Source organism: Bacteroides zoogleoformans (assembly GCF_002998435.1).
Taxonomy (GTDB): domain Bacteria; phylum Bacteroidota; class Bacteroidia; order Bacteroidales; family Bacteroidaceae; genus Bacteroides; species Bacteroides zoogleoformans.
Genome location: NZ_CP027231.1, coordinates 56357 through 83139 on the forward strand (window position 1 = coordinate 56357; position 26783 = coordinate 83139).

The 26783-nt window shown below is 46.7% G+C and carries 17 protein-coding genes and 1 pseudogene; 13 read left to right on the top strand and 5 right to left on the bottom strand.

Annotated features, from left to right (window positions below; all coding sequences use genetic code 11):
- Positions 1-10: 10 nt before the first annotated feature.
- The 3 genes from C4H11_RS00230 to C4H11_RS14350 are packed head-to-tail and all read right to left on the bottom strand — an operon-like array spanning position 11 to position 3672.
- The gene (locus tag C4H11_RS00230) at positions 11-1645 is read right to left on the bottom strand and encodes a BAR domain-containing protein (RefSeq protein ID WP_106039980.1); all 1635 of its coding nucleotides are present in this window, start codon (positions 1643-1645) and stop codon (positions 11-13) included.
- A gap of 20 nt (positions 1646-1665) precedes the next feature.
- The gene (locus C4H11_RS00235; RefSeq protein ID WP_106039981.1) at positions 1666-2373 is read right to left on the bottom strand and encodes a hypothetical protein; all 708 of its coding nucleotides are present in this window, start codon (positions 2371-2373) and stop codon (positions 1666-1668) included.
- 24 nt (positions 2374-2397) lie between these two features.
- A complete protein-coding gene (locus C4H11_RS14350) occupies positions 2398-3672 on the bottom strand; it encodes an OmpA family protein (RefSeq protein ID WP_106039982.1) in 1275 nt (424 codons plus the stop codon).
- Positions 3673-3873: 201 nt separating this feature from the next.
- Here C4H11_RS14350 and C4H11_RS00245 point away from each other — a divergent pair, with 201 nt between their 5' ends.
- Both C4H11_RS00245 and C4H11_RS00250 read left to right on the top strand, forming a co-directional pair.
- Positions 3874-5751 (top strand): tetratricopeptide repeat-containing sensor histidine kinase, encoded by a 1878-nt coding sequence (locus C4H11_RS00245; RefSeq protein WP_164996250.1) that lies wholly within the window; start codon positions 3874-3876, stop codon positions 5749-5751.
- Positions 5748-6368: a response regulator gene (locus tag C4H11_RS00250; RefSeq protein ID WP_106039984.1), complete on the top strand. Its 621-nt coding sequence runs from the start codon at positions 5748-5750 to the stop codon at positions 6366-6368. Before C4H11_RS00245 ends, C4H11_RS00250 begins: the two co-directional genes overlap by 4 nt.
- Positions 6369-6782: 414 nt before the next feature.
- Here the strand turns inward: C4H11_RS00250 and C4H11_RS00255 are convergent, their stop codons facing one another.
- On the bottom strand, positions 6783-7778 hold the full coding sequence (locus tag C4H11_RS00255; RefSeq protein ID WP_106039985.1) for a virulence RhuM family protein: 996 nt from the start codon (positions 7776-7778) through the stop codon (positions 6783-6785).
- 34 nt (positions 7779-7812) lie between these two features.
- Positions 7813-8208 carry a phosphohydrolase gene (locus C4H11_RS00260; protein WP_234819845.1) on the bottom strand — a complete coding sequence of 132 codons (396 nt, stop codon included), beginning with the start codon at positions 8206-8208 and terminating at the stop codon, positions 7813-7815.
- A 240-nt stretch (positions 8209-8448) separates the two neighbouring features.
- On the opposite strand from C4H11_RS00260, the gene C4H11_RS00265 reads away from it, so the two are divergent.
- The 11 genes and pseudogenes from C4H11_RS00265 to C4H11_RS00325 all read left to right on the top strand — a co-directional run bounded on the left by C4H11_RS00265 (position 8449) and on the right by C4H11_RS00325 (position 26590).
- Positions 8449-9345 carry an IS5 family transposase gene (locus C4H11_RS00265; RefSeq protein WP_106039986.1) on the top strand — a complete coding sequence of 299 codons (897 nt, stop codon included), beginning with the start codon at positions 8449-8451 and terminating at the stop codon, positions 9343-9345.
- 585 nt (positions 9346-9930) lie between these two features.
- A complete protein-coding gene (locus tag C4H11_RS00275) occupies positions 9931-10449 on the top strand; it encodes an HU family DNA-binding protein (protein ID WP_106039987.1) in 519 nt (172 codons plus the stop codon).
- Positions 10450-10832: 383 nt separating this feature from the next.
- Positions 10833-12179: an OmpP1/FadL family transporter gene (locus C4H11_RS00285; RefSeq protein WP_106039989.1), complete on the top strand. Its 1347-nt coding sequence runs from the start codon at positions 10833-10835 to the stop codon at positions 12177-12179.
- A gap of 248 nt (positions 12180-12427) precedes the next feature.
- On the top strand, positions 12428-13480 hold the full coding sequence (locus C4H11_RS00290; protein ID WP_106039990.1) for a uracil-xanthine permease family protein: 1053 nt from the start codon (positions 12428-12430) through the stop codon (positions 13478-13480).
- Between the two features lie 57 nt (positions 13481-13537).
- Positions 13538-14758, top strand: a complete 1221-nt coding sequence (locus C4H11_RS00295; RefSeq protein ID WP_106040171.1) for an ISL3 family transposase — start codon at positions 13538-13540, stop codon at positions 14756-14758.
- 3 nt (positions 14759-14761) lie between these two features.
- A pseudogene (locus C4H11_RS00300) lies at positions 14762-14965 on the top strand (uracil permease); the annotation flags it as partial.
- A 500-nt stretch (positions 14966-15465) separates the two neighbouring features.
- Positions 15466-16803 (top strand): NADP-specific glutamate dehydrogenase, encoded by a 1338-nt coding sequence (gdhA, locus tag C4H11_RS00305; RefSeq protein WP_106039991.1) that lies wholly within the window; start codon positions 15466-15468, stop codon positions 16801-16803.
- Positions 16804-17103: 300 nt separating this feature from the next.
- Positions 17104-20280 carry a SusC/RagA family TonB-linked outer membrane protein gene (locus C4H11_RS00310; RefSeq protein ID WP_106039992.1) on the top strand — a complete coding sequence of 1059 codons (3177 nt, stop codon included), beginning with the start codon at positions 17104-17106 and terminating at the stop codon, positions 20278-20280.
- An 11-nt stretch (positions 20281-20291) separates the two neighbouring features.
- The gene (locus C4H11_RS00315) at positions 20292-22088 is read left to right on the top strand and encodes a RagB/SusD family nutrient uptake outer membrane protein (RefSeq protein ID WP_106042960.1); all 1797 of its coding nucleotides are present in this window, start codon (positions 20292-20294) and stop codon (positions 22086-22088) included.
- Positions 22089-22117: 29 nt separating this feature from the next.
- Positions 22118-24931: a SusC/RagA family TonB-linked outer membrane protein gene (locus C4H11_RS00320; protein WP_106039993.1), complete on the top strand. Its 2814-nt coding sequence runs from the start codon at positions 22118-22120 to the stop codon at positions 24929-24931.
- A 12-nt stretch (positions 24932-24943) separates the two neighbouring features.
- Positions 24944-26590: a RagB/SusD family nutrient uptake outer membrane protein gene (locus tag C4H11_RS00325; RefSeq protein ID WP_106039994.1), complete on the top strand. Its 1647-nt coding sequence runs from the start codon at positions 24944-24946 to the stop codon at positions 26588-26590.
- The last annotated feature ends 193 nt before the right edge of the window (positions 26591-26783 follow it).

Sequence of the window (26783 nt, forward strand, 5' to 3'; positions counted from 1 at the left end):
TGTAAGTCATCTATAGTTTGTAAGTACATTTCACAACCTTATCCTCATCGAACATGAGCCATTCCAAACGGTCTGATTGGGGTGAGAAGACAAGTGGGGTGAAGGTCATCATACCGTTGAAAATCAGTTCACCTGACCGGCTGTATTCCACCGTGCGCTTTCCGCTTCGGCTCTTGTAGATGCCGTAGACCGGAGTATCGCCATTCTTCACCTGATGCTTGCGTCGTTTGTCGGTCTGCTTGTTGAGGTTGTTGAGTTCTTCCTCGCAGATTTTTCTTATCTTTCCACACTCCCAAACGGCATATTCTGTCCCATTGTCCTTTGTGTCACGTTCAAGCAGCAGCGGCCATTCGCATCCGAAGCCACCGACACCTATCCTTGGCAAATCGGAAGCAGTTGCGCCACGGCCCACCGGGTAGCCACATTCCCAAGAGCAGAATGTCCAGCCTTCCGGCAGCTGGTACAGAACCTCAGAGCATACGGGCAGCGAGAACGATGCGGCCGGTAGTTTGTCGTAGGCATTTTTCAGCAGGTTTCCCACATTGATAACGGCATTCATATCCATACGACCTATGACACATTCGGGTAATTCACCATCGGCCACCAATTTTCTGCTGAGACGTATCATTTCAGTGGTATACTTCTTGCTTTCGTCAATCTGCCGTTGCAGTGAGGCGCGATATTCCTTGGCGGCCTCTAAGCGGTAGCTGTAGATTAGTTTGTCGGCCTCGTCGTAGAGCCGCTCGATCTCGATAGCGTTATCTGTGTCGCAAATCTTCTGCTTGATGACCTCCAGTTTGCCGGCATACTTTTTGGCGATGCTCTCGTAGCTGTGGTTTTCCTCATGCATGACAAAGCGGATATGGCTCTGCGCCAGCTTACCCATCTTTGCTTCGTAACTGCTGAATGCCTGTGTCATCTGCTTTGTCTGGTTGCTGAAGTTACGTGTATTCATAGCTATTTGCTGCATTTGTTGGATAAACTCTGGATGTGCTTTGAGGTAATCCTCTTGCTCTTTTTCACTCATTTTCTCAAGCTTTTCCAAATCCATACTGCCCGGATTCGTGCCGGTGATTTTCATCATCACTTTCTCCCGGATAGGTTTCTTCTGTACTTCTGTGACACTTTCGTCATTCAATATTGTCATTTCCGTCTTAGTCAGCCCGAAAAGCTCTTGCACCTTGCGTTCCCACTTGTCGCGCAACACTTCTATTTCTGCATCCGAGCATCCGGTGGCATTCTTCTCCAATTCCACAGCGCGAGTCACCACCGAGAGGATGTGCCGGAAATAGGTATCACGTTCCTCCATGGTGCTGCGAGCCATTTCCTCTGCCGTGGGGAGTGGTGGAAGTTCGCTCATCAGTGTTGATGCCGATGATGCGGTGCTAGGCTTGATAATACCATCCCAATTCAAGGTCACGGTACGGCGTTTGGGCACTATATCGCTTCCCGAGGGGACACTGATATTATTGCCATCTGTCTGCTCCACGTTTTCTCCGCTTTCCTCTTGTCGGTCTGCTGTGAGTCCTACAGCCTGCTGCGCTTTCTGTTTCAGTTTCTTCAAAAAGCCCTGTGCATCGGCTTCTGCCGGCACAAGCAAGGCCGCACATGCCAATGCTACGATTAATATGTTCTTTATCATCATTGGAATTTATCGGTTGATTCTTATTTGCCTGATTTTTCTTTTATTGCTTTCTGCACATTCTTATCGTCAAGTGCTTTCTCTGCCTCGTTGATGACAGCATCCAGCGATTCCTGTAGGCCTTGGCTGATGCTGAGTGTGATACGCGATGGTGTCGCTGCTCTTTGTTCTTTCAGATCGCAGTCCACCATGTAGAATATTCCGTCCTTCACAAAATGCCAAGTTACCGATGTCCAAGGCTCGCCAAAACCGTCCTTGAGCCCTATGACCTTGTTTATCGGCTTTTCTTTCAAGGCCTCTTCCTTTGTCGTCGCATTGTCTCCGAATCCCACAACGCACTTGCCGCCTTCGGACTGTTTTGCCGTGCTGTTGTACAATTTGGTAAGGAAAGCGTTATACTCTTCTATGGTAATCTCCCCACTGTCTTCCTTCATAAATGTACCGTAAGCCTCGTTTTTATTGTTTGCAAAGAGCCCTTTGACGTAATACTTCCCTTTTTCGTTTTTCTCCTTGTATTTGAAGTCGGGAGTTGCGTCATTCACATTCAGCCCGAAAGCCTTGAGTGCCGCTTCAAATTGTTCTGTACCATTCATCTCCCCGAAGTCTTTGGACATCTCTTTTGCGACTTCCTGTGCTTCTTTTTCCGCTGTATCTGAGTTTTTTTTGTTCCCACAGCTTACCATCGTGGCGATACAGGTGATGAGTACCCATACCTTTGTTATCTGTTTCATTATCGTTGGTGTTTTTGTTAACAATTATTTCTTAATGAACTCTACACGGCGGTTCTTGGCGCGGCCCTCTGCCGTCGAGTTGTCGGCCACCGGCTCATGCGAGCCTTTGCCCACGGCTTTCAGGTTGAAGTCGTTCACGCCCATTCCGGCCAGTGCCTTGACGATGGTCTCGGCACGCCGCTGCGAGAGCGAGTCGTTGATTTTGTCAGACCCTTGGTTGTCGGTGTGTCCCTGCACCTCAAAGCGCACGGTCGGGTTCTTCTTCATGTAGTCGGCCACCTTCTGTAGCTCTGCCATCGACTCGGGTTTGAGCGTTGCTTTGCCTATGTCGAAGAGGATATTGTTGGTGACGAACTTGCCTGCCTCTGCCATTGCCTTGTCAATGTCGCCGGCATTGCGGTCGTAAAGAGCCACCGCTCCCTGTCCGATGCGCACATTGCTGATGCACGAATAGGGATAACCCTCGCTGTTGGTGCTCTCGTATTCCATATACTTAGGAGCGAGCATATTCGGCACGTTGCAGAGACGTTGTCCATCGAGATATAGCTTGAAAGCTCGCTTGTTGAAAGAGATAGCGAAATGATGCCAACCAGTCTTCAACTTTCCAGACAGATCCTGCTTTCCATAAGTGCTGCCCTGTGTTGGTTTCTGGCAGTTCCAGGTCACTCTTGCCGCTTGGTCATCCGGGCGATACCAAATTTCGACGTATGCGCAACGGTTGTTGTGCGTATTGATGTCTGCTTCCCTGCTCATCAGCCGAAGTTCATGGTTCATGTCCTCGCCTTTATTGGCGATATAGACATCCCATTCGATGGTGAACTCCTCGGGCAGGTAGTTGTACTGGTTCTTCTTCATCAATGGGAAGAGGGTGCCGTTCTGCGTGAACTTGGCCACCTTGCGGTCGCCTATTTGGGCAACTTCCATTGAACCGCCGTCCAAATCCCACTTGCTGGGGAACTCACCGACTTGCTCGCCCGAAAAGTTATCCTCGAAGAGCACTACGGCACCCTGTACAAAGTCGCTCTTGCTCTGGGTTACGGAAACATCTGTTTCTATCGTGTCACCAGCATCGCCATGAGAACCTTTTTCTTTTTCTTTCGTCTCACCTTTCACGGTATTGTCCACTTTTTCTTCCGCACTGTCAATGGTCTGGTCTATGGTGCGGTCCACCTTTTGTTCCACCTTGTCCTTTACTTTCTGCTTCACTTTGTTGAGCAGTCCACCAAACTGTGCGTGGGCACTCATGCCGCCTACTCCCAATAGGAGGATGACAAGTACTAAACGGATACTTTGTTTCATATTTTCTCCTTTTTTAATAAGTGATTACTAAGTGTTTTGTAACAAAGATAGGAGGGGAAAGGTATAGATTGACTACCCAAAAGGGGGGAAAGATGAAAGGATGTGCTATATTCCACCTTTTTGGGGGGTGTGTTATCAGAAACATTGTCTATATTTGCGAATAACATGTACTGTTTCTCAGGGCTTTTTATTAAAAGAATAATGAAGCAAGTTTATTTCTTACTTTCCATCCTGTACATGCAGGCTATGACATTGCCTGCATCGGCATATTCCGACCACCGTAATCGAAAGGTAGATTCGTTGGAAAACGTGCTGCGTAAGGCTCCGCCTAAGGACAAGGTGGATTGTCTGAGGATTTACAATGACCTGGCATGGGGGTATTTGGAGATTAACGAACAGAAATCGACTTATTATGCCGACTGCGGCATTGCGCTGGCACAAGAAGTGAAAGACTACCGTAAACTGGCGGATTTATATCGTATTAAGGGTATGCATCATTGGGGAAACTCACGTTATGGGCAGGCGAAGGCTTGCTTCGACAAGTCGCTTGATGTGTTAGGACTGATGCGCAAGAGTGGAAAGTATGACGAAAGGACGATAGACGACACTGAATCGTCCATTTACGGCAGCATGGGCAATCTCTATAATACGTGGGGAAACGACGCAAAGGCAATCTATTACTATCTTCAGGCTCTGAAGCTATTCCAGAAACATGGTTGGAAAGAGAGTGAATCGATAGCCTATAGCTGTATTGCCGAACTCTATTACGGCATGGGCAACCTCAAGCGGGCGGAGACCTATCTGGCCAAAGGTATTGCCGCAGCCAAGACGACCCGTGATTCACTGATGCTTTGTAATAACTATAGAGGTATGGCCAAGATTCATATGCAGCACAAGCAGTACGAAAAGGCCGAGCGGTTAATGGACTTCGTCTACCGCTATACCTTCAGTCATCCCGATGAGGAGGGCAGTTCACGTGGCGACTGCCTGCTCTGCATGGCCGATATCTATCTTGCCAAAGGCGACCTGAAAAAGGCCGAGCAAGTCATTGACCTGCATGAGACTATGAACCGCGATATGCACCGTTCCGAGGCTTCTTTCGAGTGTCAGAAGGCACAATTGGCCATGTTGAAAGGTGATTGGACAAAGGTTTGCGAACAGGCCAAGCGTGCTTTGGAAGAAGATGGGCAGGCACCTGAGATAGGGGTGGCGGCTGCATGGCTGTTGGCCAAAGCTTACGCTCATATGGGCGAGCCGGCTAAGGCGGTGAGCATGATGGACAAGGCCGACTCGCTTCGCACCCGGCAAGCCAATCATGCCTATCAAACTTCGCTTGCCGAGCAGGAAGTACGGTTCGACAGTGAACGCAAAGATATCAAGATTGAACAACTGGTGAATGCCCGTGCCACCTATCTGATGCTATTCCTTGCAGCAACGCTGTTGGTGGTATTACTCATCGCATTGTTTTTTTATCGCCGTAAAGCGAACAAGCGGCAGAAGGAGTTACTTACTGCTCGAATCATCATGGAGACAGAGGTGAAAGAACGGCAAATGTTGGCCAAGGACTTGCATGATGGACTTGGAGGTATGTTGTCACTTTTGAAGTTGAAGATCCGTGAACAAGTGACGGGTGAGCCGTTGCGGATATTGGATAAGTCGATTGCCGACCTGCGACGCATCTCTCATCACATGATGCCGGAAGAGTTAATCACCCATGGATTGGAAGTGTCGTTGCGTGATTTTGCCGCTTCAGTACCTGGTGCCCAATTTCACTTCTTCGGAGAGCGCAACCACCTGCAACAGGACGTAGAGTTAGTGCTCTACCGTTGTGCCTACGAACTGGTGAACAATGTCATGAAGCATGCCGCTGCCGCCCGCATTGACATTCAGCTTATTCAGCAGTCCGGAAGTATCATCCTCACAGTGAGCGACAACGGAAAGGGCTTTGATGTCTCACAAGAAACAAAGGGCATGGGATTGCAGAATATCCGAGCGCGCATCGCCCGTTACCAAGGTCGGATGGAAATTATCTCCCATATGGGAGAAGGAACGGAAATAAATGTAACAATACCGCTATGAACTATAAAATAGATGTCAATATCGCTGACGATCATACGATGCTTACCGAAGGATTAGTAGAAGCCATCAATTCCTATGATAAAGTGCATGTCAGTCGCACCTTTGCCACCTTGGAGCAGTGTAGGCGGACACTCTCCGTCCGCATGCCTGACGTATTATTACTCGATATATCCATGCCCGACGGTAGCGGAATCGATTTCTGTCGTGAGGTTGTTGCGGCATATTCTTCTGTGAAGGTCATAGCTATCAGCAGCCACGATGAATACTCTATTATTCAGAAAATGATGAGTAGCGGGGCTCATGGCTACGTGTTGAAAAATATCTCCGTACCAGAGCTTGTTGCTGCTGTTATCAGTGTTTATCACGGAGAGCCGTATGTCTGCGAGGAGGTGAAGGGCATCATGGCTAAAGGTGCTTCAGAGGAAATCTACCTTACTGAGGTGGAAAGGAAGATACTCCGGCTTCTCTGCGAGGGATTGACGAATGCCGAAATAGCAGACAGAATTTACTTGAGTCATGAAACTGTCAATTGGTATCGCAAACGGCTGCTCTCGAAATTCAATGTCAAGAACACAGCAGCCTTAGTTGCTGTCGCACTGAAGCAGTTGCTGATTTGAATAAAGACTCATTGTTGCTGCCGAAATTCAGGGGGGGACTCTATCTTTTTTATCCTTGCAACTTTTCTTTTGATTTTATTTTACACATTCCGGAGAAAGAACTCTTGTTGCCCGGTGCTTTTTTATTCATTTCCTGACTGAACGGGATTCAGTCGGCGACTGAAACCGTTTCAGTCAGGGAGTGAAACCATTTCAGTCGCCGACTGATTGTCCCCCTCTCAGAATACCTTCTCGACAGGGGTGGTGACTTAGGGCATAAGATGGTGCATGGTAATAAATAATTAGTTATAGGAACTTATCAATCTAACCGATGAGATTAAAATTGTTCAAAACTTGGCAGTAGAACTAACTATTGATTGCTGAAAAATAAAAGTGTTTTGAGGCATCAAATTATTATTTTAATGCTTTATGACATTAAGATTCTCCTTTTAGTCGCTTTATTTCTTCATCGAAATCTGAAATATACTCTGCATCTTGTTTTTGGCGAAAGACCTCATACTCTTGCTCTGCTTTCAATTTTGCCTCCAATGCGGAAATGCTTCCTGGACTTTCAAGCAGAGGGCGCCCGGCTACTGTCAGAAATCCATCAAGTAAAATACTCCAATCGCGCATAGTCATAGGAATCTCCTGCTCGGCGCGATCTTCTGCCAAGTCAAGATAAGCAGATACAAGGCGGTTGATAGCCGTCATGTGCTTTTGGTCGAGATAATTCTTGACTATTGTAACATCAGACTTCATCACTTTCCCGTCTGGCGCGTGTCTCCATGTGGTCAGTCCCATATGGGGCTGATTCGCATCAGCCTTATCATAGATAATCTCTGCTGCCGTCTGTCCAGAAATAGCCCAATGCAACTTGTTTTGCACTGATGCAAAGAAAAGCTTTGTCTCCGGCGCTTGCTTATCGTAGTCAATCGACAGAGCATAAATATCCGTAATCTTTTGATAGAAGCGTCGTTCGCTGGCACGTATCTCACGAATATCTTCAAGTAAATCCTTAAAATAGTCATGCCCGAACCGTTCACCTTGCTTCAAACGGTTTTTATCAAGCACATAGCCTTTGGTAATGAACGAATTGAGTACTTGTGTTGCCCACTTCCGAAAACGTGTGGCTTGTTCCGAATTGACACGATACCCCACAGCGATAATTGCGTCCAAGGGGTAGAATGTTACCTCACGTGCCACTTGGCGAGTGCCCTCGTTCTGAACTATTCGGAATTTCCGAATAGTTCCTTCTTCCGATAGCTCTTCTGTGCTAAATATACTTTTCAAGTGTTCGTTAATGGTGCTAACATTCACATTGAATAGTTCAGTCATGCGTTTCTGTGTAAGCCAAAAAGTGCCGTCCTCATAACGCACTTGGATGCTTACATCGCCATTGTCGTTAGTATATAGTATTATGTTGCTCTCCATAGTTGAAGTTCTTTTATGTTTTTAGTCCGATGCTTTATTTCGATGGATTGCTCAAGTACTCATACTCCTTTTTGTATCGCTCCACTCGTGCAAAATCTTTCTTTGTGGGATTAGGTAAACGAGACAAATCCATATTGTGAGTAAGGTCATGCAACTTTACTGCCGTTGTAAGAGCATTAGCCCCTATAAGATGAATATACGTTTCTCTATCAGGAACTATATGGTGATTGAGCAATCGAAGAACTGTTGCAAGATCTTCTCTCTCCACGTCGGGTAATGGGGGTTCCAATTCGGTGTCCAATAAATCCAATACTTCGTCCACAGTATATGGGCAGTCCTCACTCGCATCATGGAGATACCCAACCACTTGTTCCTGCCAAGTTCTTCCCATTGCAGCGACAGCAGATAGATGCCCGCTGAAATAATCCATTCCGGCTTTATCTACTTTTCCCTTGTGTGTAGCCGTTCGGCTAAGTGTGCAGCACTAATTGTTATGTCTTTCACCATTGTTATTATAATTCATCACGTTATCAATCCATTTTGATTCTGTTGTTAATAACATTTCGTGTTAATTGCAGGTAAAGAAACTGGACTGCCCTTGATATAAATTTATCGTCATTTTGGGATTGATAGATTTATACATATGAAGTGATTTAAACTAATTGATCAAATGATAAACAGCGTACTAATAGCTAAAATTGTTATATTATGGGTGAGCAAACTCATTCATAACAATATCCCTATGTACGCTGTGTTGGACAAAGATACAATAAAAAGTGAAATATTACCTCATTTATGTGTGGCCAAACGTGGTTTCGTAACTCAAAGTAGTCTTGTTGAAATCGTAAATGCCATTCTTTATAAACTGAAAACAGGGTGTCAGTGGAAATATTTACCTGTAGATTCCCTGTTCAGTGACAAGGTTCTGACCTATGGTGCGGTATTCCATCATTATAACAAATGGAGTAAAAAAGGTGAATGGAAGTCTCTTTGGCTTCATCTTTTGAATAAGCACCGTACAAAGTTTGATATGTCAAGTGTAGACCTTGACGGAAGTCATACGGTAGCTATGCGTGGTGGAGAGGAGGTTGGTTATCAGGGTAGAAAAAAGCGCAAGACAACCAACGCTCTTTATATTACAGACCGGCAAGGCATACCGATTATCATGTCTTCGCCTAAAAGCGGCGAACATCATGATACTCATGACATAAAAAACGTAATCCGCTCCATGATGCATGACCTTGGGATTGCAAAAGTCAGAACAGATGGTCTTTTCTTGAATGCGGATGCCGGATTTGACTGTAAAGCTCTTCGAAGTGTACTTGGCTGTCATGGAGTAGTCGCCAATATCTGCATCAATAAAAGAAACGGGACTCCCAATAATACCGTTGTGGACGAACTGTTGTATGCTGAACGTTATGCCATTGAGAGGACCAATGCATGGATGGACAGTTACAGGACTATTTTAAATCGATTTGAAACAACGGTTAGGAATTGGGAATCATGGAACTATATTGCATTTATGGTAATTCTGCTAAGGAAATATTTGAGAAAAAGAAAAGTTTAAATCACTTCTATATGTACTGTTTCATTCTAATATTTATCACTGCTATTTTATGTGCAAAGGTATTCAATCCTTACCAAAACAAGGAAAGAATGAAAGGGATTTTTTTGTTGGAGATGATTTTGTCAACTCAAGTGTTCATTGAGGCGTTGCAGAATAAAGAATGGGAAAAAACTTACTCTTGAAAGAAAGAGCCCACGCCGTTTTTTCTCATCTATTGCTTCCACACTGCCTTTGAAGCAATTTTCCGTTGTTGTAGAGATGCACTCAAGTCCCCCTTTTCATTATCAGTGATTTACGTTTTGTTTTGTAGATATTGCCATCATTATTCTCTCTTTCTGTCATTCTGGTTATTTTCTCATTGTAGAGAGTACGTTTTTTTAAATGTTGTTTATCAGAATTTTATATTCCTTTGTTGTAGATGCCGTTTTCTTGCATTTTCTTTTGTCTGCCCCTAACTTTGCAACATCGAATCCGAGGAAAGCAGACGGACGGAACCGTTGAGGCCTCGCGGTGAAAAAAATCTGTTCCTCGGATGAGATAAGAGAAACCAATACATTATTATTAATAAACTAAAACTTTAAAATTATGGCTTTTTACAAGAAATTTCACTCGAAACTGACCGGTTTATGGTATCCGAAAGCGGTTACGACCGGTGCCCCCGTCTCTACTGACAAGATTGCGGACAAACTTTCCTTACTTTCTACCGTTACGCGCGGTGATACGTATGCCGTGATAAAGAATCTGGGAAACGTGATGGCCGACTATATGGCCCAAGGACGCACCGTGAAACTGGAAGGGGTGGGAACTTTCTATAACACGGTGGCTGCGAATAAGAAAGGAGTGGCCAAACCGGAGAATGTGAACGCGTCGCAGATTGTGGGAGTTCGCGTGCGTTTCATCCCCGAAGTAAGGCGCAATAGCAACAAGCAGGTTGTCACCCGCTCCATGGTAGATACTGTTATCGGTTGGACGGATATAGAGAAGCTGACTTCCCAAAAAGAAACTTCCGGTTCGTCCGAATCTTCCGGTTCTACCGGTCCCAATCTCCCTGTAAACCTTGTTCCCGGCGGCGAAGGAGACCAAAACAGCAATCCTTTGGGGTAATTGCGGAGTAGCTGAAACGCACTGTTGCTCCGGCGGCTATCCAGACCGACGAAGAGTTGCCGGAGCACCCTTATGATTTTTCAGGCGCGGCTTATGCGAATTTCACGGATTTCGTCAATGAACAGCCGTGCCGATGCGTGAAGTCCGCGCCTGATATGGTTCATAATGCAAGAGCCTTTTTCATTGCGGTGCATCCTTTCGGGAGTGTTTGGAGATGGAGGATAATCGGGTGGGATGAAGTACGACAGATGACTTTTTGTTTCATTGGAAATTGTTTGTTTTTCAATCAAATAAGAGATGTTGTCTACTTTTCTGCACAAAAACGCTTGTGGTGTGCGATATTGTTGTACCTTTGCGGCCGAAAACAATTAAAAAAGATTTAGATGAGAAAATTTTTATTGATCGGCATTGCGATGCTGATGGTTTCAATTCCAACTTTTGCGGGTGGCTTTCTGACCAACACCAACCAACATCCGGCTTTTCTTCGCATGTTATCTCGCGGTGCCACTACCGAAATAGACGGTGCTTACTACAACCCGGCCGGTCTGGCTCTCTTGCCGAAAGACGGTTTGCATGTGGCTTTGAGTATACAGAGTGCTTTTCAAACGAGAAATATCGATGCGGCTTTCCATACCTACAATGGTTTTAACGGAGCGAACCCCATTGTTTCAGAAAAGCCTTTCAGTAAATATTATGAAGGAAAGGCTGCTGCACCGGTTATCCCCAGCCTGTTTGCAGCCTATAAAAAAGGTGACTGGACTATTTCCGGATTCTTTGCCATCACCGGTGGCGGTGGTAAGGCTTCCTTTGACGACGGTCTGCCCATGTTCGAGTCGATGGTCATGGCCGAAATCTTCCAATCTGCTCTGAAAAAAGGGCAAGTAGTGACTCCCGATATGTACACCATCAATGGAGGCATGGATGGCAAGCAATATATCTACTCCTTGCAGTTGGGCTTGACTTACAAGGTGAACGAATGGCTGTCTGCATTTGCCGGCGGACGTATGAATTATTTCTTCGGCGGATATAAGGGGTTTGTAGATGCCAACTTGAAGAAAGAGTATGGTGGTTCCGGCCTGATGAGCCTGGCTTTGGATTGTGACCAGACCGGCTGGGGATTGACGCCGGTCATCGGTGCGAATGCCCGTTTGGGCAGGTTGAACATTGGTGCAAAATATGAGTTCTTGACTAACCTTAATATTGAAAACAATACAAAAGAACTGAAAGCGCCCGAAGGTACGCTGGATGCCTACAAGCACGGTGTGAACACTCCGAATGACATCCCTTCCATGCTCTCCGTTGCTATGGCTTATGAGTTTCTTCCGGTGCTGCGTGCCTCTGTCGGGTATCACTTCTATAACGACAAGAAGGCAGGTATGGCGGGAGATAAGCAGAAGTTCCTGACAAAGGGTACGAACGAGTATCTGGCCGGTATCGAATGGGATGTAACCAAGAGGTTGACTTTGAGCTGCGGCGGTCAGATAACGGACTATGGATTGTCTGACAATTATCAGAGCGATACCAGTTTCTCTTGCGATTCGTATTCTTTGGGTTTCGGTGCGAAATTCAAATTGAACGAAAGAGCGAAAGTGAATATCGGTTATATGTGGACCAACTATGAGGATTATAAAAAAACTTTTGCGAATTATAATAGAACCGGGCTGAAAGGAACGAACGTATATAGTCGCACCAGTAAAGTCTTCGGTCTCAGTCTGGACTATAGCTTCTAAAAGCGAACCCTAAGTAATCAGAATGAAGTTTGATTACTGTCATAAAAGCTTTAAAAACTATCTGAAAAATGAAGAAAAGATAAAATTTGGCTTTTTTTCTTCAATTTGTATAGATAAAGGAACCGTTTTCCCCATGCGTTCGCTAAAATCATTTCGGGAGAACATTGGCATATCAAGTTTTCTTTTTACATTTGCACGCTTAACCATCGTTTCATGTCAGAAACAATCATACCTCATAATATATAATAATGAGAACAGAAACACTTTCAACTACCAGAAAAGCCCTTGTCGGCGTGCAATTTCTTTTCGTAGCCTTTGGCGCAACAGTACTCGTTCCACTTCTTGTCGGCATTAATCCTTCGACGGCACTTTTCACCGCAGGATTGGGTACGTTCATCTTTCATTTCGTGACGAAAGGCAAAGTGCCCATCTTTCTGGGCAGCTCGTTTGCCTTTATAGCACCCATCATCGCTGCTACTGAACAGTGGGGACTGCCGGGAACGCTGGCCGGACTGACCAGTGTTTCGTTAGTCTATTTCCTGATGAGCGCATTGGTGAAATGGCAAGGGAAAAAATTCCTCAACCGTGTGTTTCCGCCCGTTGTCATCGGTCCCGTCATCATCCTTATCGGCCTGTCTCTTTCGGGCAGTGCCGTGAACATGGCAAAGACCAATTGGGTGCTGGCATTCATTTCGTTGATTACGGCGATACTCGTACTGACTTACGCGCGTGGGCTGATTAAACTTGTGCCGGTGATTTGCGGCATCATCACGGGATATATCGCAGCCATGCTCATGGGTGTGGTAGACTTGGCGCCGGTGGCGGCCGCTCCGTGGTTCACTAATCCGGTTTCTTTATCGACCATCACTCATTTTCAGTGGGCGCCTTTTCTCTATATGATTCCCGTTGCCATTGCTCCGGTGATTGAACATATCGGTGACGTATATGTGGTGAGTGCTGTGGCCGGAAAAGATTTTGTGAAAGACCCCGGATTGCATCGTACCATGTTGGGAGATGGTTTGGCCTGTCTGGCATCCGCTTTTCTTGGCGGCCCTCCCGAAACCACTTACTCGGAGGTGACGGGTGCCATGTCAATCACCAAGGTGACAAGCCCTGCCGTGATACGTGTCTCTGCCGCTACAGCCCTTGTCTTTTCGGTTATCGGTAAGTTGAGTGCGGTGTTGCAATCCATTCCTGAGGCTGTTTTGGGTGGCATCATGTTGTTGCTGTTTGGAACCATCGCAAGCGTAGGTGTGCAGAATCTTATGGCTCTTCCGACATTTCGAGTGATGGTATGTTAAAGAAGAAAACCGCTGAACAAATTGTATATTTGAATAACCACAAACAAATGTACATTTATGAACAGCAGTTTTCTATATCATGCGTGGGGGCTATACAATCACAAATGCACCCGTGAGGAATACAAAGGTAATACAATTATTCTGCATGTTGAAGCAAAAGAACGTCAAAATGAGTGTCCCAAGTGCGGATGCCGCCATTTGGTGAAGAATGGTTACCGTATGCGTGACTTTATCGGTCTTCCTGTTGGCGGCAAAAAGGTGATAGTCCGCATGAAAGTACAACGCTACAAGTGTAAGAACAAGGATTGTGATTACGACCGCCAAGAGAATATCCCCTTCGCCACAGGCAATTGCAGCTACACCCACCGTTTCGCAAGGTACGTGGTCGGATTGTTAAAGGCAATGACTTTGAAAGATGCGGCCAACCTGTTGGGAGTAACATGGGACACCATCAAAGACATACATAGCCGGTATTTGGAATACCATTACACCCCTCCTTCGTTGGAGGGTGTGGATTGTATCGGCATAGACGAGTTCGCCGTAAGAAGAGGGCACATATACAAGACAATAGTTGTCGACCTGAGGAGCGGACGTATCATATATGTTGGCGAAGGCAAAGGAGCTGATGCCTTGAACGGCTTTTGGAAAAGGGTAAAGCGAAAAGGCATTGACATCAAGTATGTTACCACAGACCTTTCTGCGGCATTCATTTCGTCCGTATATGAACATTGTCCCAATGCGCTTCATGTTTTTGACCATTTCCACGTGGTCAAGCTCATGAACGAAAAGCTGGATGACATACGCAGAGTACAGTACAACATGGAAAAGGATATCAATAAGCGGAAGGTCCTCAAAGGCACGAGATACCTCCTGTTAAGCAATGGTGAGGACATCTTTGACAAGGAATATAAAACGAGGCTTGACAATGCTCTGGACATGAACAAGCCTCTCTCGCAGGCATATTACCTCAAGGAGCAGCTCCGGGAATTTTGGACACAGATCAACAAGGAAGAGGCGGAGAAAGTAATGCTGGATTGGGTAAACCAGGCTAAAGAGAGCGAAGTGCCACAGCTGATGAAAATGGCTGCAACCATTATGGCGCATCGAACGGGAATACTCGCATGGTACGACTGCCATATCTCTACCGGCAAAGTGGAGGGCATCAACAATAAGATAAAAGTAATGAAAAGGAATGCGTACGGATTCAGGGATGAACGATACTTTGAGCTTAGGCTTTATGCACTACACGACTGCCGTATCACTCGAAATGTCGGATGAGCCAATCTTATTCAGCATAAGGTGGATATGAACGAGACGCGAAACGTGATAATCATTTCCGTAACGCTGACCATGGGAATCGGTGGTGCCGTATTGTCGGCGGATAATTTTGCTTTGTCGGGTATAGGACTTTCGGCCATTGTCGGAGTACTGCTTAATTTACTCCTGCCGAAAGCAAAAAACGGAAAAGAGGTGGAACAGAAATAGCACAGACCGGTTTGTGGGAAGGGAACAATGAAACTAAGAAGCGGTTTCATTGTTAACGTATCTGCTCCGCATCACCTCCGTATTTGCTCCGTATATCCTCCGTATCACCTCCGTATCATCTCCGTATATCCTCCGTTCCTATAGATACGGAGCAGACACGGCGTTGACACGGAGATGATAAGATGCGAAAGCGGAAATAGCCGGGATGTAATCGGTTTTCACCTGAAACATGCTTGATAATTGTTCCGAATGAAGTTTAAACTGGCTTTAAAAACGTTTTTAATGTAATGAGGAGTGATATGTGGGGCCCATATGCCTGTTTATGAAGCCAAATTCAATTTAGATAGCCTGTTCTTGACATTTTATTATTATTCCATTAAAAAAATACGATATTTCTTAGGTTGCTTGAAAAAAATTCCTATATTTGCACTGTTCTTAGTTGACATTTTGTTTTAAAACCATAAGAGTTAACAAGGTAATAACCTATAAAACGTAATATTATGAATATCGAACGTATCATGGCCTCTTTAGAGGCGAAGCATCCCGGCGAGTCTGAGTATCTTCAAGCCGTAAAGGAAGTTCTTCTTTCCATCGAAGATATCTATAACCAACATCCTGAGTTTGAGAAAGCAAAAATCATAGAGCGTCTGGTTGAGCCTGATCGTATTTTTACTTTCCGTGTGACTTGGGTGGATGATAAGGGTGAAGTTCAGACCAATCTGGGCTATCGCGTACAGTTCAATAATGCCATTGGCCCTTACAAGGGCGGTATTCGTTTCCATGCATCCGTAAATCCGTCTATCCTTAAGTTCTTGGGCTTTGAACAAACCTTTAAGAATGCATTGACCACATTGCCTATGGGTGGCGGTAAGGGCGGTTCCGACTTCTCTCCACGCGGCAAGAGTGATGCTGAAGTCATGCGTTTCTGCCAAGCGTTTATGCTGGAGTTGTGGCGCCATTTGGGTCCTGATATGGATGTTCCTGCCGGTGACATCGGTGTAGGTGGCCGTGAGGTAGGCTATATGTTTGGCATGTATAAGAAGCTGACACGTGAATTTACAGGTACTTTCACCGGTAAGGGGTTGGAATTCGGAGGTTCGTTGATTCGTCCTGAAGCAACCGGTTTCGGTGGATTGTATTTTGTTCACCAGATGCTTGAGACTAAGGGAATTGATATAAAGGGAAAGACCGTGGCTATTTCCGGTTTCGGAAACGTGGCTTGGGGAGCTGCAACCAAGGCTACTCAGCTTGGGGCAAAGGTTGTCACCATTTCAGGACCCGACGGTTACATCTATGATCCGAATGGCATTAGTGGCGAAAAGATTGACTATATGCTGGAACTTCGTGCATCGGGCAATGACATTGTGGCTCCGTATGCCGACAAATTCTCCGGTTCTACTTTCGTTCCCGGCAAGCGTCCATGGGAAGTGAAAGCAGACATCGCTCTGCCTTGTGCCACTCAGAATGAGCTGAACGGTGAAGATGCACGGCATCTTATCGATAATAAAGTGATGTGTGTAGGTGAAATTTCCAATATGGGATGTACTCCCGAGGCCATCGACCTCTTCATTGAACATAAAATGATGTATGCACCGGGCAAGGCAGTGAATGCAGGTGGTGTGGCTACCAGTGGATTGGAAATGTCACAGAACGCCATGCACCTCAGCTGGAGTGCCGCCGAAGTGGACGAGAAACTCCATGCCATTATGCACGGCATACATGCTCAATGCGTAAAATATGGAACAGAGCCTGACGGCTACATCAACTACGTGAAAGGTGCAAACATTGCCGGTTTCATGAAGGTTGCACACGCCATGATGGGACAAGGAATTATCTAAGAGAGAAACTTTGTTTAGTTGTATTTGTATTTGTGGTTTACTGCTGCCCTATGCCTGTGAAGGTATGGGGCAGCTTTTTTAGTAATATCGGAAGGGGGAGTGCCACTTCATTGTGAGGCTCTTTTTTATAATTCGTTGTCTTCCGTCTCAAAATGCTTGTAGGAAAGCATTTGAAGCATTGTTGTGTACGTTTTTGTACATATTCTGTATGATTATAGGGCTTGCCCTGCATCGTATATTTCTACTTTTGCGCATAAATTTTGTTTTAATTGATTTTGTTAACAGTAAAAGTCAAATTGTATGAAAAGACAGACGAAATTGAGTGGCGCAAAAAGGTGTATCGGCTTATTGGTCTTGATATGCTGCTCTTTTGTGGTGCAGGCTCAAACATCGGTCACGGGAACGGTAGTCGATGAGGCCGGATTAGAGGTCATCGGCGCCAATGTAAAGGAGAAAGGTACGTCTAACGGTACTATCACCGATGTAGATGGGAAATTCAGGCTGCAAGTAAAAGATCTGCAAAAGTCCGTGTTGCAGGTTTCTTTTATCGGTTATGAATCTAAAGAAGTAAAGCTCAACGGACAGCGGAAAGTGAATGTGATTCTGAAAGAGGTTGCCAACGAACTTCAGGAAGTGACTGTAGTGGCCTACGGTACACAGAAGAAAGAAACGCTTACGGGAGCCATTTCGGCGTTGAATAACGAAGCGTTGGTGCGTTCTCCGAATGCCAGTGTGGCAAATACGCTGGCCGGACAAATCACGGGGCTTTCTTCCGTGCAGACAAGTGGACAGCCCGGTTTGGAAGACCCCAAGGTATATATCCGCGGAGTGGGGTCTTTGTCGGAAGCCGCTTCGTCTCCTCTTATATTGGTGGACGGTGTGGAACGCTCTTTTTTTCAGATGAATCCGAATGAGATAGAGAGTGTGACGGTGCTGAAAGATGCTTCTGCTACGGCTGTTTTCGGGGTGAGAGGTGCCAACGGCGTTATTTTGGTCACTACCCGCAGAGGAAAAGAGGGAAAAACCAAGATTGCCGTCAACTCTTCGGTGGGCATACAGATGCCTACGCGTGTACTGAAGATGGCCGACAGTTATACGTATGCCACGTTGCGCAATGAAATCATTACGAATGACAAACCGAATGCCACCCCGGAAGATATGGTGTTCGACAGCTATTCCATCGAGCGCTTTAAGAAAAACGACGAACCGATTCTTTATCCCAATGTGGATTGGAGAAACTATCTGCTGAATAAGGCATCGGTTCAGACGCAGCATGATGTCAACATTTCGGGTGGTACATCCGATGTGCGTTACTTCATCTCTCTGGGTTTTCTCTATCAGAATGGTCTGCTCAAGCAGTTCAAGGGGATGGACTACGACAATAATTATAAGTATAAAAGATATAATTATCGCGCCAATTTCGATTTTAATGCCACCAAAACCACAACACTTAAAGTAGGTATAGGCGGGCGGGTAGGCAATCGGAACGAGCCGATGATTAGCGATAATGTGAATTCCATATGGACGTTAATCAATCAGTCGACCCCTTTCAGCAGTCCGGGCATTATCGATGGACAGCTGATTACTACACCCGAAGAGCGTTTCCAAAATAAAATCAATTTGGGAAACAGTGTTCTCCCCAAGGTGTACGGTACAGGCTATTTCACCGCCATCCAGAATACGATGAACCTTGACTTGCTGGTCAATCAGAAGCTGGATTTCATTACTAAAGGCCTCTCCATCGAGGTGAAGGGTGCGTATAACACCGGCTATGGCTTCACCAAGCAACGGAAAGGGGAAGTGGAGCAGCATCTGCCGTTCTACCGCTCGTCGCTGGAACATCCGAATATGGCTTATGATGCCCCCGATTTCAATAAAGAAGTGGTTTATAAAATAAAAGGAGAGAATAAAAGTCTGCAATATGACGAACGGACTTCACGCAGCAGGAACTGGTACATGGAAGGAAGTCTGCGCTACAATCACAAGTTTGGCTTGCACAACGTGGGTGGATTGTTATTGTATAACCAGAGCAAGAAGTATTATCCTCAGCAGTGGGCCAGTATACCGTCGGCATACATTGGCTTGGTGGGGCGTCTGACCTATGACTATAAGTCGCGCTACATGGCTGAGTTCAACTTCGGCTATAACGGTTCCGAGAATTTTGCTCCCGGCAAGCGGTTCGGCGCTTTCCCCGCAGGGTCGGTGGGATATATCCTTTCGGAAGAGGCATTTATGAAGAAACAGAAAGTGGTGGATTATTTGAAACTTCGCGCGTCTGTCGGGCTGGTGGGTAACGACCACTTAGGCAACAACCGCTTCTTGTATCTGCCCGATTCGTATAATGTGAATCTTTCAGGCGTGGATGGCTGGAACAACAATAAATATGGGTTCAATTTTGGCTCCGATGGTAAAGGATACATAAAGGGAGCACTGGAAAACCGTTTGGGAAACCCCATGGTTACCTGGGAAAAGGCACTTAAACAGAACTATGGTATGGATGTTCATTTCTTGAAGAGCCGTTTGAAGTTATCGTTCGACTATTTCCGGGAAGACCGCAAAGATATCTTGATTAATCGCAGAACGGTTCCTTTGCTTACCGGACTCACGTCGAGTGTGCTGCCGGCAGTCAATATGGGTAAGGTGAAAAACCAAGGCTATGAAATAGAGGTGAAATGGAACGATAAGGTGCGCGACTGGAGATATCGAATCAACGCCAACATGTCTTATTCCAAGAACAAAATCGTTTTCCAAGACGAAGTGGAACCCAACTATCCTTATATGTGGCGTACGGGTAACCCGGTCGGCACGTTGTTCGGCTATCAGGCATCCGGATTTTATCTCCCCGAAGATTTCGACGCCAACGGAAAACTGTTAGAAGGAATGCCCGATCCGGGAGTTGCGGTGAAACCTGGCGACATCAAATACAAGGATTTGAACGGCGACAAGAAAATCACGTCGGATGACCAAAGTGTCATCGGACATCCTACGCGCCCGGCCTATACGTTTGGTTTGAACTGTCAGGTGGATTATAAAGGTTTCTTCCTTACGATGAACTGGACCGGAACGGCGCAACGCTCGCTATTGCTCAACGATGCGTTCAGGGAGCCTTTCGGAAACGGTAAGATACGAGGACTGATGCAGTTTCATGCCGATACACGCTGGACGCCCGAGACGGCAGGAACCGCCACTACACCGCGATTCACCGAAACGAATGCTGTGTACAATATGCGCAATTCGTCGCTTTGGGTGCGAGACGCTTCGTATCTGAAATTGAAAAACATGACGATAGGCTATAACTTCACGGATAAGAAACTGCTGAAAAAACTGGGTATCCAACAATTGGGCATTCAGTTTACCGGATATAACCTGCTGACATTCGATAAGTTCGATATAATGGATCCGGAAGCCAGCCCCGATAATGCAGACTCCTATCCCATTATCAAAATATATAATGTAGGAATCAACTTAACTTTCTAATTATGAATACGATGAGAAACTATCGAGAATACATGGCTGCTCTCTCTTTGTTTTTGGGAGGCATCTTTGCCGGATGCGAAGATATTAAATTCGGTGAAGCTTTTCTGGAAAAGCCTTTGAGCAATGAATATACCATCGATTCGGTTTTCAACAAGAAAATCTTTGCCGAGCAGGCTTTGGCGGAGGCCTATCACTCCTTACCCGATTTTCTGCCTTCACAAGGACGGATGGGATATGGTGTATTGGAAATATTGACCGATATAGGAGACTGGACCAAAAAAGGTGCTCCGAAGTTCTATACCGGTACGGTGGATGCCACCAATGATTTTCTGGAACATCTTCCTTATAGGCCGGACACGGATAAAAATACGAGAGGGGTAGGGCCCATATACGGACTTCGGCGGGCGTATATCTATCTGGAGAACGTGGATCGAGTGCCGGACATGTCAGATGAAGAAAAAGCCTTCGGTAAGGGTGAGGCCAAGATGATCATCGCTTACCATTATGTGCAGATGCTTCGCTACTACGGGGGTATGCCTTGGATTGATCATGCTTATACGGCAGGAGATGAGATGATGATGCCCCGTATGACCGTGCAGGAGACGGTGGAAAAGATTGTAGGATTGCTGGATGAAGCCGCCGCTCTTTTGCCATGGGAATGGAAAAACCATGCGGACGACGACGGACGTATGACGGCCGCTGCCGCTCTGGCTTTAAAGTCGAGGGTGCTGCAATTTGCGGCCAGTCCGCTGTTCAATGCCGAAAAACCATATAAAGAGGGAGAAGCCGCATCGGCACATCTCGTATGGTATGGCAACTATTCGTCCGAGAGGTGGCAGAAAGCGCTGGATGCCGGATTGTCTTTTCTGCGTGAAAACAATAAACACGGTGGCATTTATCGGCTGGTGAATACCGGAAATCCCCGTGAAGACTTTGTGGCCGGATATTTCAAGCGCAACAACCATGAGACGTTGATTTCTTCGAGACGTTTCACCACCTATATGATAGGTAAGACGCCTTTTGCACAAATACGCTACGGAGTGGCCTCGCCCACATTGAATTACGTAGATATGTTTCAGATGAATGACGGTACGGAGTTTGACTGGAACAATCCCGACCATAAGAAGAATCCTTTCTTTGATGCTTCGGGCCATCCGCGACGGGACATTCGCCTGTATGAAACGGTTGCCGTGACGGGAGATAAATTCAGAGGGCAACAGAAGGTGGAGATTTATGAAGGAACCCAACAGTATCCTTATAAGAGCGGGCGCATGAGCTATAATGGCTTCGCGATGCGTAAGTTCATCCGCAATTTCAATGAAGAGGTAAACGGTGAACCTTATATCTGTCCGTTGCTGCGCTTGCCGGAAGTCTACCTGAATATGGCGGAGGCCATGAACGAGTTGGGTAAGGCCAACGTTGCCGATGAGTTCGGGCATACGGCTTATGATTATGTGAACTTGGTGAGGTCGCGGGCCGGAATGCCGCCTCTGACGGCTGCCACAACCCGGCAGGGAGAGCCGTTGCGCGAGGCCATATTGCGCGAAAGGGCTTTGGAATTCGGTTATGAGGAGGTTCGGTATTTCGACCTTGTGCGCTGGAAACGTTCGGATTTGTTCACCAAACCCCTGTCTCGTCTGATTATAAAGAAAGCGGGGAAGAATTATACTTATAAGGTATCCACTGCGATGGCCGAACAGCGGAAACACGTCAGACCGGACAGGTGGGACGAAAAGTATTTCTTGCTGCCTTTGCCCATTTCCGAGATTAATAAGAAATATGGATTGACGCAAAATCCCGGCTGGTGATAAGCCTGACTTTTAAATAGAAACCAAGTATGAAGAAAGTAATATATACAATCGCTTTTTCATTTGTGTTCGTGGCCTCCGGAGCGGCGCAGACGAACATAAAGGAGGATAAGAAGGAGAGCGGAACTCTCTTATTGCAAAATAATACCGAGAATAAAAACGTGGATCTGGGGATGTATGCCTCCGGAGAGAAGCGGAAGACACAATCTGTTTCTACCGTCTATGCGGACGAGTTGGAGAAGAACGCCGTAGTGAGCCCCTACAATGCCCTTTACGGATTACTGCCGGGTTTGAGCGTGATGCAGAATACAGCCTGGAATACGGAAAAATCGCGTTTGAACATACGCGGGCGCGGGTCTTTGAACGGCGATGCCCCTTTGATTGTGGTAGATGGCTTTGTACGTCCGATGGAGTTTGTCAATCTATCGGAAATAGAATCGATATCTGTATTGAAAGACGGGGCAGCCACTGCCTTGTGGGGAGGTAGAGGAGCCAACGGAGTGATTGTGGTGACTACGAAACGAGGAGAGTACAACAAGAAAGATATTCGCGTGGACTATAAGTACGGGTGGGGGCTGCCTGTCAACCAACCGGAGTTTGCCGATGCCCATACGTATGCATTGGCTCGTAACGAGGCGCTCAAGAACGATGGGCTTCAGCCTGATATGGATGCCGACGGCTTTCGCAATGCGGATGGAAGCAACGACTTGTATCCCAATGTAGACTGGCAGAAAGAAGCCTTGCGCAATCATACCGTCAATCATCAACTGGATATCTTGTTTCGTGGAGGCGGTAAGCGCCTGCGCTACTTCACAACACTGAATTATAAGAATGACATGGGGTTGCTGAATACGAAATATACCGATTATACCGAACGCTATAATTCGCAAATGAAGAAATATTTCCTGAATCTTCGGATGAATCTGGATGTGGATGTATCGAATGTGACCCGTCTGAAGTTAAGTATGCTGGGTATGCTGCGCGAGACCAACCGCCCGTATGCCAACGAAACGGCATTGTTCGGTTTGCTTTACAATACTCCTTCTGCCGCTTTCCCCCTGAAAACCCGGGAAGGCGAGTGGGGAGGAAATAATATCTTGAAAACAAATCCCATCGCACGCCTTGCGGACGAAGGCTATTATAAGCTGAATCAGCGCATGTTGCAGGCAGACCTGCGCGTGTTGCAGGACCTTTCCATGCTGACCCCCGGCTTAAGTGCGGAATTGGCAGTGGCTTACGACAACAATGCCACTTACCAGGAAACGGGACATAAAGGTTTCCGCTATCAGACGGTGGAGAAAGATGCGCAAGGAAATCCTGTGTATACGCATTATGGCAATGCTAACAACGAGTTGCAAATTAGCAATTCCGGTTTTGCCAATCAATACATCCACACCAACTTTGAAGGCAAGCTGAGTTATCATCGTTTCCGGCACAAGCACGAGCTGACAGCCGCCGCCATGTTCCGCCATGAGTCGATGACACTGAGCGGCCGGAACAACAGCCGTTATCGCCAATATATACTCGGAACGGCCGGCTATAACTACGACAACCGTTACTTTCTGGATGTGGTGGCCAACTGTTTCGGCAGCAGTGTGCTTGCCAAGAACGACAAATATAGGTTTCTCCCGGCTGTTTCTGCCGCATGGCTGCTCTCGAACGAGGCTTTCATGAAAGCGGTTCCGACAATGGATTATTTGAAACTGCGGGCTTCGTACGGACGTTCGGGCTATGACCTGTATGACTATGCGCTTGACAGACAATATTGGATAGGCACAGGCTCTTATCATTTCAAGGATGCCAACACCTCCGCGGGAACCAGCCTGACGGAAGGGAAACTGGCCATGGAGAGGCTTGATCTGGAGGTGGCCGACAAATACAATGTGGGCATAGATGTGTCGTTGTGGAAGAGTTTGTCTCTTTCGGCGGATATTTTTTACGACCGGCGTTCAAAGATTCTTATCGACGGGAAAGGCCTGATCTCTTCAGCCATCGGGGTGGAAGTGCCCGGTATGAATGCGGGCAGAGTAGATACGAAAGGAGCCGAACTTTCGGCCATGTGGAAACGCGGAGGCAAGAACTTCAAGTATTATGCGGGGGTTAACGCGGCGTATGTCCGTACCAAGGTCGTTGAAAACGGAGAGGGCCATCTGCCTTATGATTACCTCTCTGCCAAAGGTCATCGGCTGGGGCAGATTTTCGGTTTGGAGGCCATCGGCTATTTCCGTGATGCGGATGATATAAAGAACAGTCCCGTGCAACGCTTTTCGGAAGTTCGTCCGGGCGATGTGAAATACAGAGACCTGAACAATGACAACGTCATAGACAAGAACGACGTGAAGGCCATCGGGAAGTCGGGAATGATTCCCGACCTGTATTATGGCATCAATATCGGCTTTGAATACAAAGGCTTCGGTGTGGATGCGCTTTTTCAAGGCATCGGAGGATACAGCGTGATGCTTAACACAGAGAGTGTCTATTGGCCGTTGCGCAATAATACAAATATTTCCACTTGGTATCTGAAAGACAGAATCCGCTGGACGGAAGAGACGAAAGATGTGGCCAACGTTCCACGACTGACGACCGAAGATAATGCCAATAACTTCAGAAACAGTACGCAATGGTTGGAAAATGGTGATTATTTGAAGTTGCGCAATCTGAATGTCTATTATAATCTGCCTTCGGCATGGATGCAAAAACTGAAGATAAGAAAGGCGCAGGTTTATGCCCGTGCCAACAATCTTTTCTCGCTGGATCACGTGAAGTACCTGAACAGCGAAAACTTGAGAGTGAATTATCCGGATATGATTTCCGTTTACTTCGGACTGAGTGTTAACTTTTAAAGACAAAGAACGATGAAAAAGTATATTGTGATGGCAGGTTTGATGCTCTCTGTCTCCGGTTGCAGTCTGCTCGAGCTGGACGAGACTACCGGATTGACGCGCGAGGAGGCATTTGCTTATTTTGATAATGTCAGGGGATTGGCTACTTATGTATATAGCAGACTTCCCGACGAATTGGGAGGCATCGGAGGCGCCTTGCGCGAGTCGGCAACCGATAATTCCGTCTATATTTGGAGCGACAATAGTGTGCATACATTCTATAACAACGCCTGGAATCCCGTCAATACGGTAGACGATGTATGGGGAAGATGCTATGGAGCGATTCGTTCTTGCAACTCTTTCTTAGAGAATTACTCGCCCCAGCGTCTGGAGCGTTTCCGGTGGAACGACACCTACGATGAAGACATTGCCAAAGCGAATATGTACGGGCAGGAACTGCGGGTATTGCGTGCCTTTTTCTTTTTTGAGTTGGCCAAGCGATACGGAGACATTCCTTTGCTGACCCGTACCTATACGACGGACGAGATTAACAATGTGGAAAAAACAGCGTTTCATGAAGTGATAAACTTCATTTGCCGCGAATGCGATGAGGCTGCTCAACATTTGCCTGTGCGCCAGAAAGATTTCTGGGCCGAAAGCGGTCGTGTCACGAAAGGGACGGCTCAGGCTCTGAAAGCCCGTGCGCTGCTTTATGCCGCCAGTCCCTTGCACAATACGGCGCAAGAAGCATCACGTTGGGAAGCCGCGGCAAAGGCAGCCTACGCCCTTATCGAAGCGGGAAATTATTCGTTGCCGCCGATAGACAAGGACCCATTGTATCATAAAGATGGTGGCAATGAGGTACTGAAGTCTTCACAGCTCATCTTCGAACGTCGTTCGGGAGATACTTTCGATTATGAGGTAACCAATCTTCCCATCAGTTATGAAAAAGGGAAGACCGGTAATGTGCCTACACAAAATCTGGTCGACGCTTTTCAGATGGCAGACGGCACTGACTTTGACTGGACAGCCCTGGCCCCCGGAGCCAATCCGTATGCAAACAGAGACCCCCGTTTTTATCATACCGTTCTTTGCAACGGAGACACATGGATGCATACCGTCATCGAGGCTCACGAAGGAGGCAAGGACGGTGCGGGAACGGCGGGGACCACGAAGACGGGGTATTACCTGAAGAAGTATATGAATGAAACCGTGTCGCTGGTTCCTTCCAAAGAACGGAAGAAACCGCATCACTATGCGCTGTTCCGCTATGCCGAGGTATTGCTGAATTATGCCGAAGCAATGAATGAGTGGCGGGGAGCCGATTATACGGATGCCACTTTTCATCTCTCGGCGCGGGCTGCCCTGAATCAAGTGAGAGCTGCGGCCAAGATGCCTCCGGTGACGGCCGTTGGAGACGCTTTCAAGGAAAGTATCCGTCGCGAGCGCCGGGTGGAACTGGCTTTTGAGGATCATCGCTTTTGGGATATCCGGCGTTGGAAAATAGGTGAAAGCACGAAGAACATTTATTGTGTGCGAATCACCTTGCAAGACGGAAAGCCGGTGTATAGGAAAGAACTGCTCGAGACCCGTTCGTGGGACGAGAAGATGAATCTCTATCCTATTCCCCAAGCGGAATATCTGAAAAATAACAAGTTGGGTCAAAACAAAGGTTGGTAACGGCCTCCCTGCGATGAGAGGGTAAAACCGTTCCGAATGCCCCTTCGGCGCTGCCCGGGTATCGGAATATCTGTTTGCATATTACGAAAAGAAAGTGGTGCACAAACAGATATTCCGGTACTCGGGCAGCGCATTTTTTGCAAGGCGGCATGAACGATGTGTGCACTAACCGCTGTTCACTAATCTCTATTTA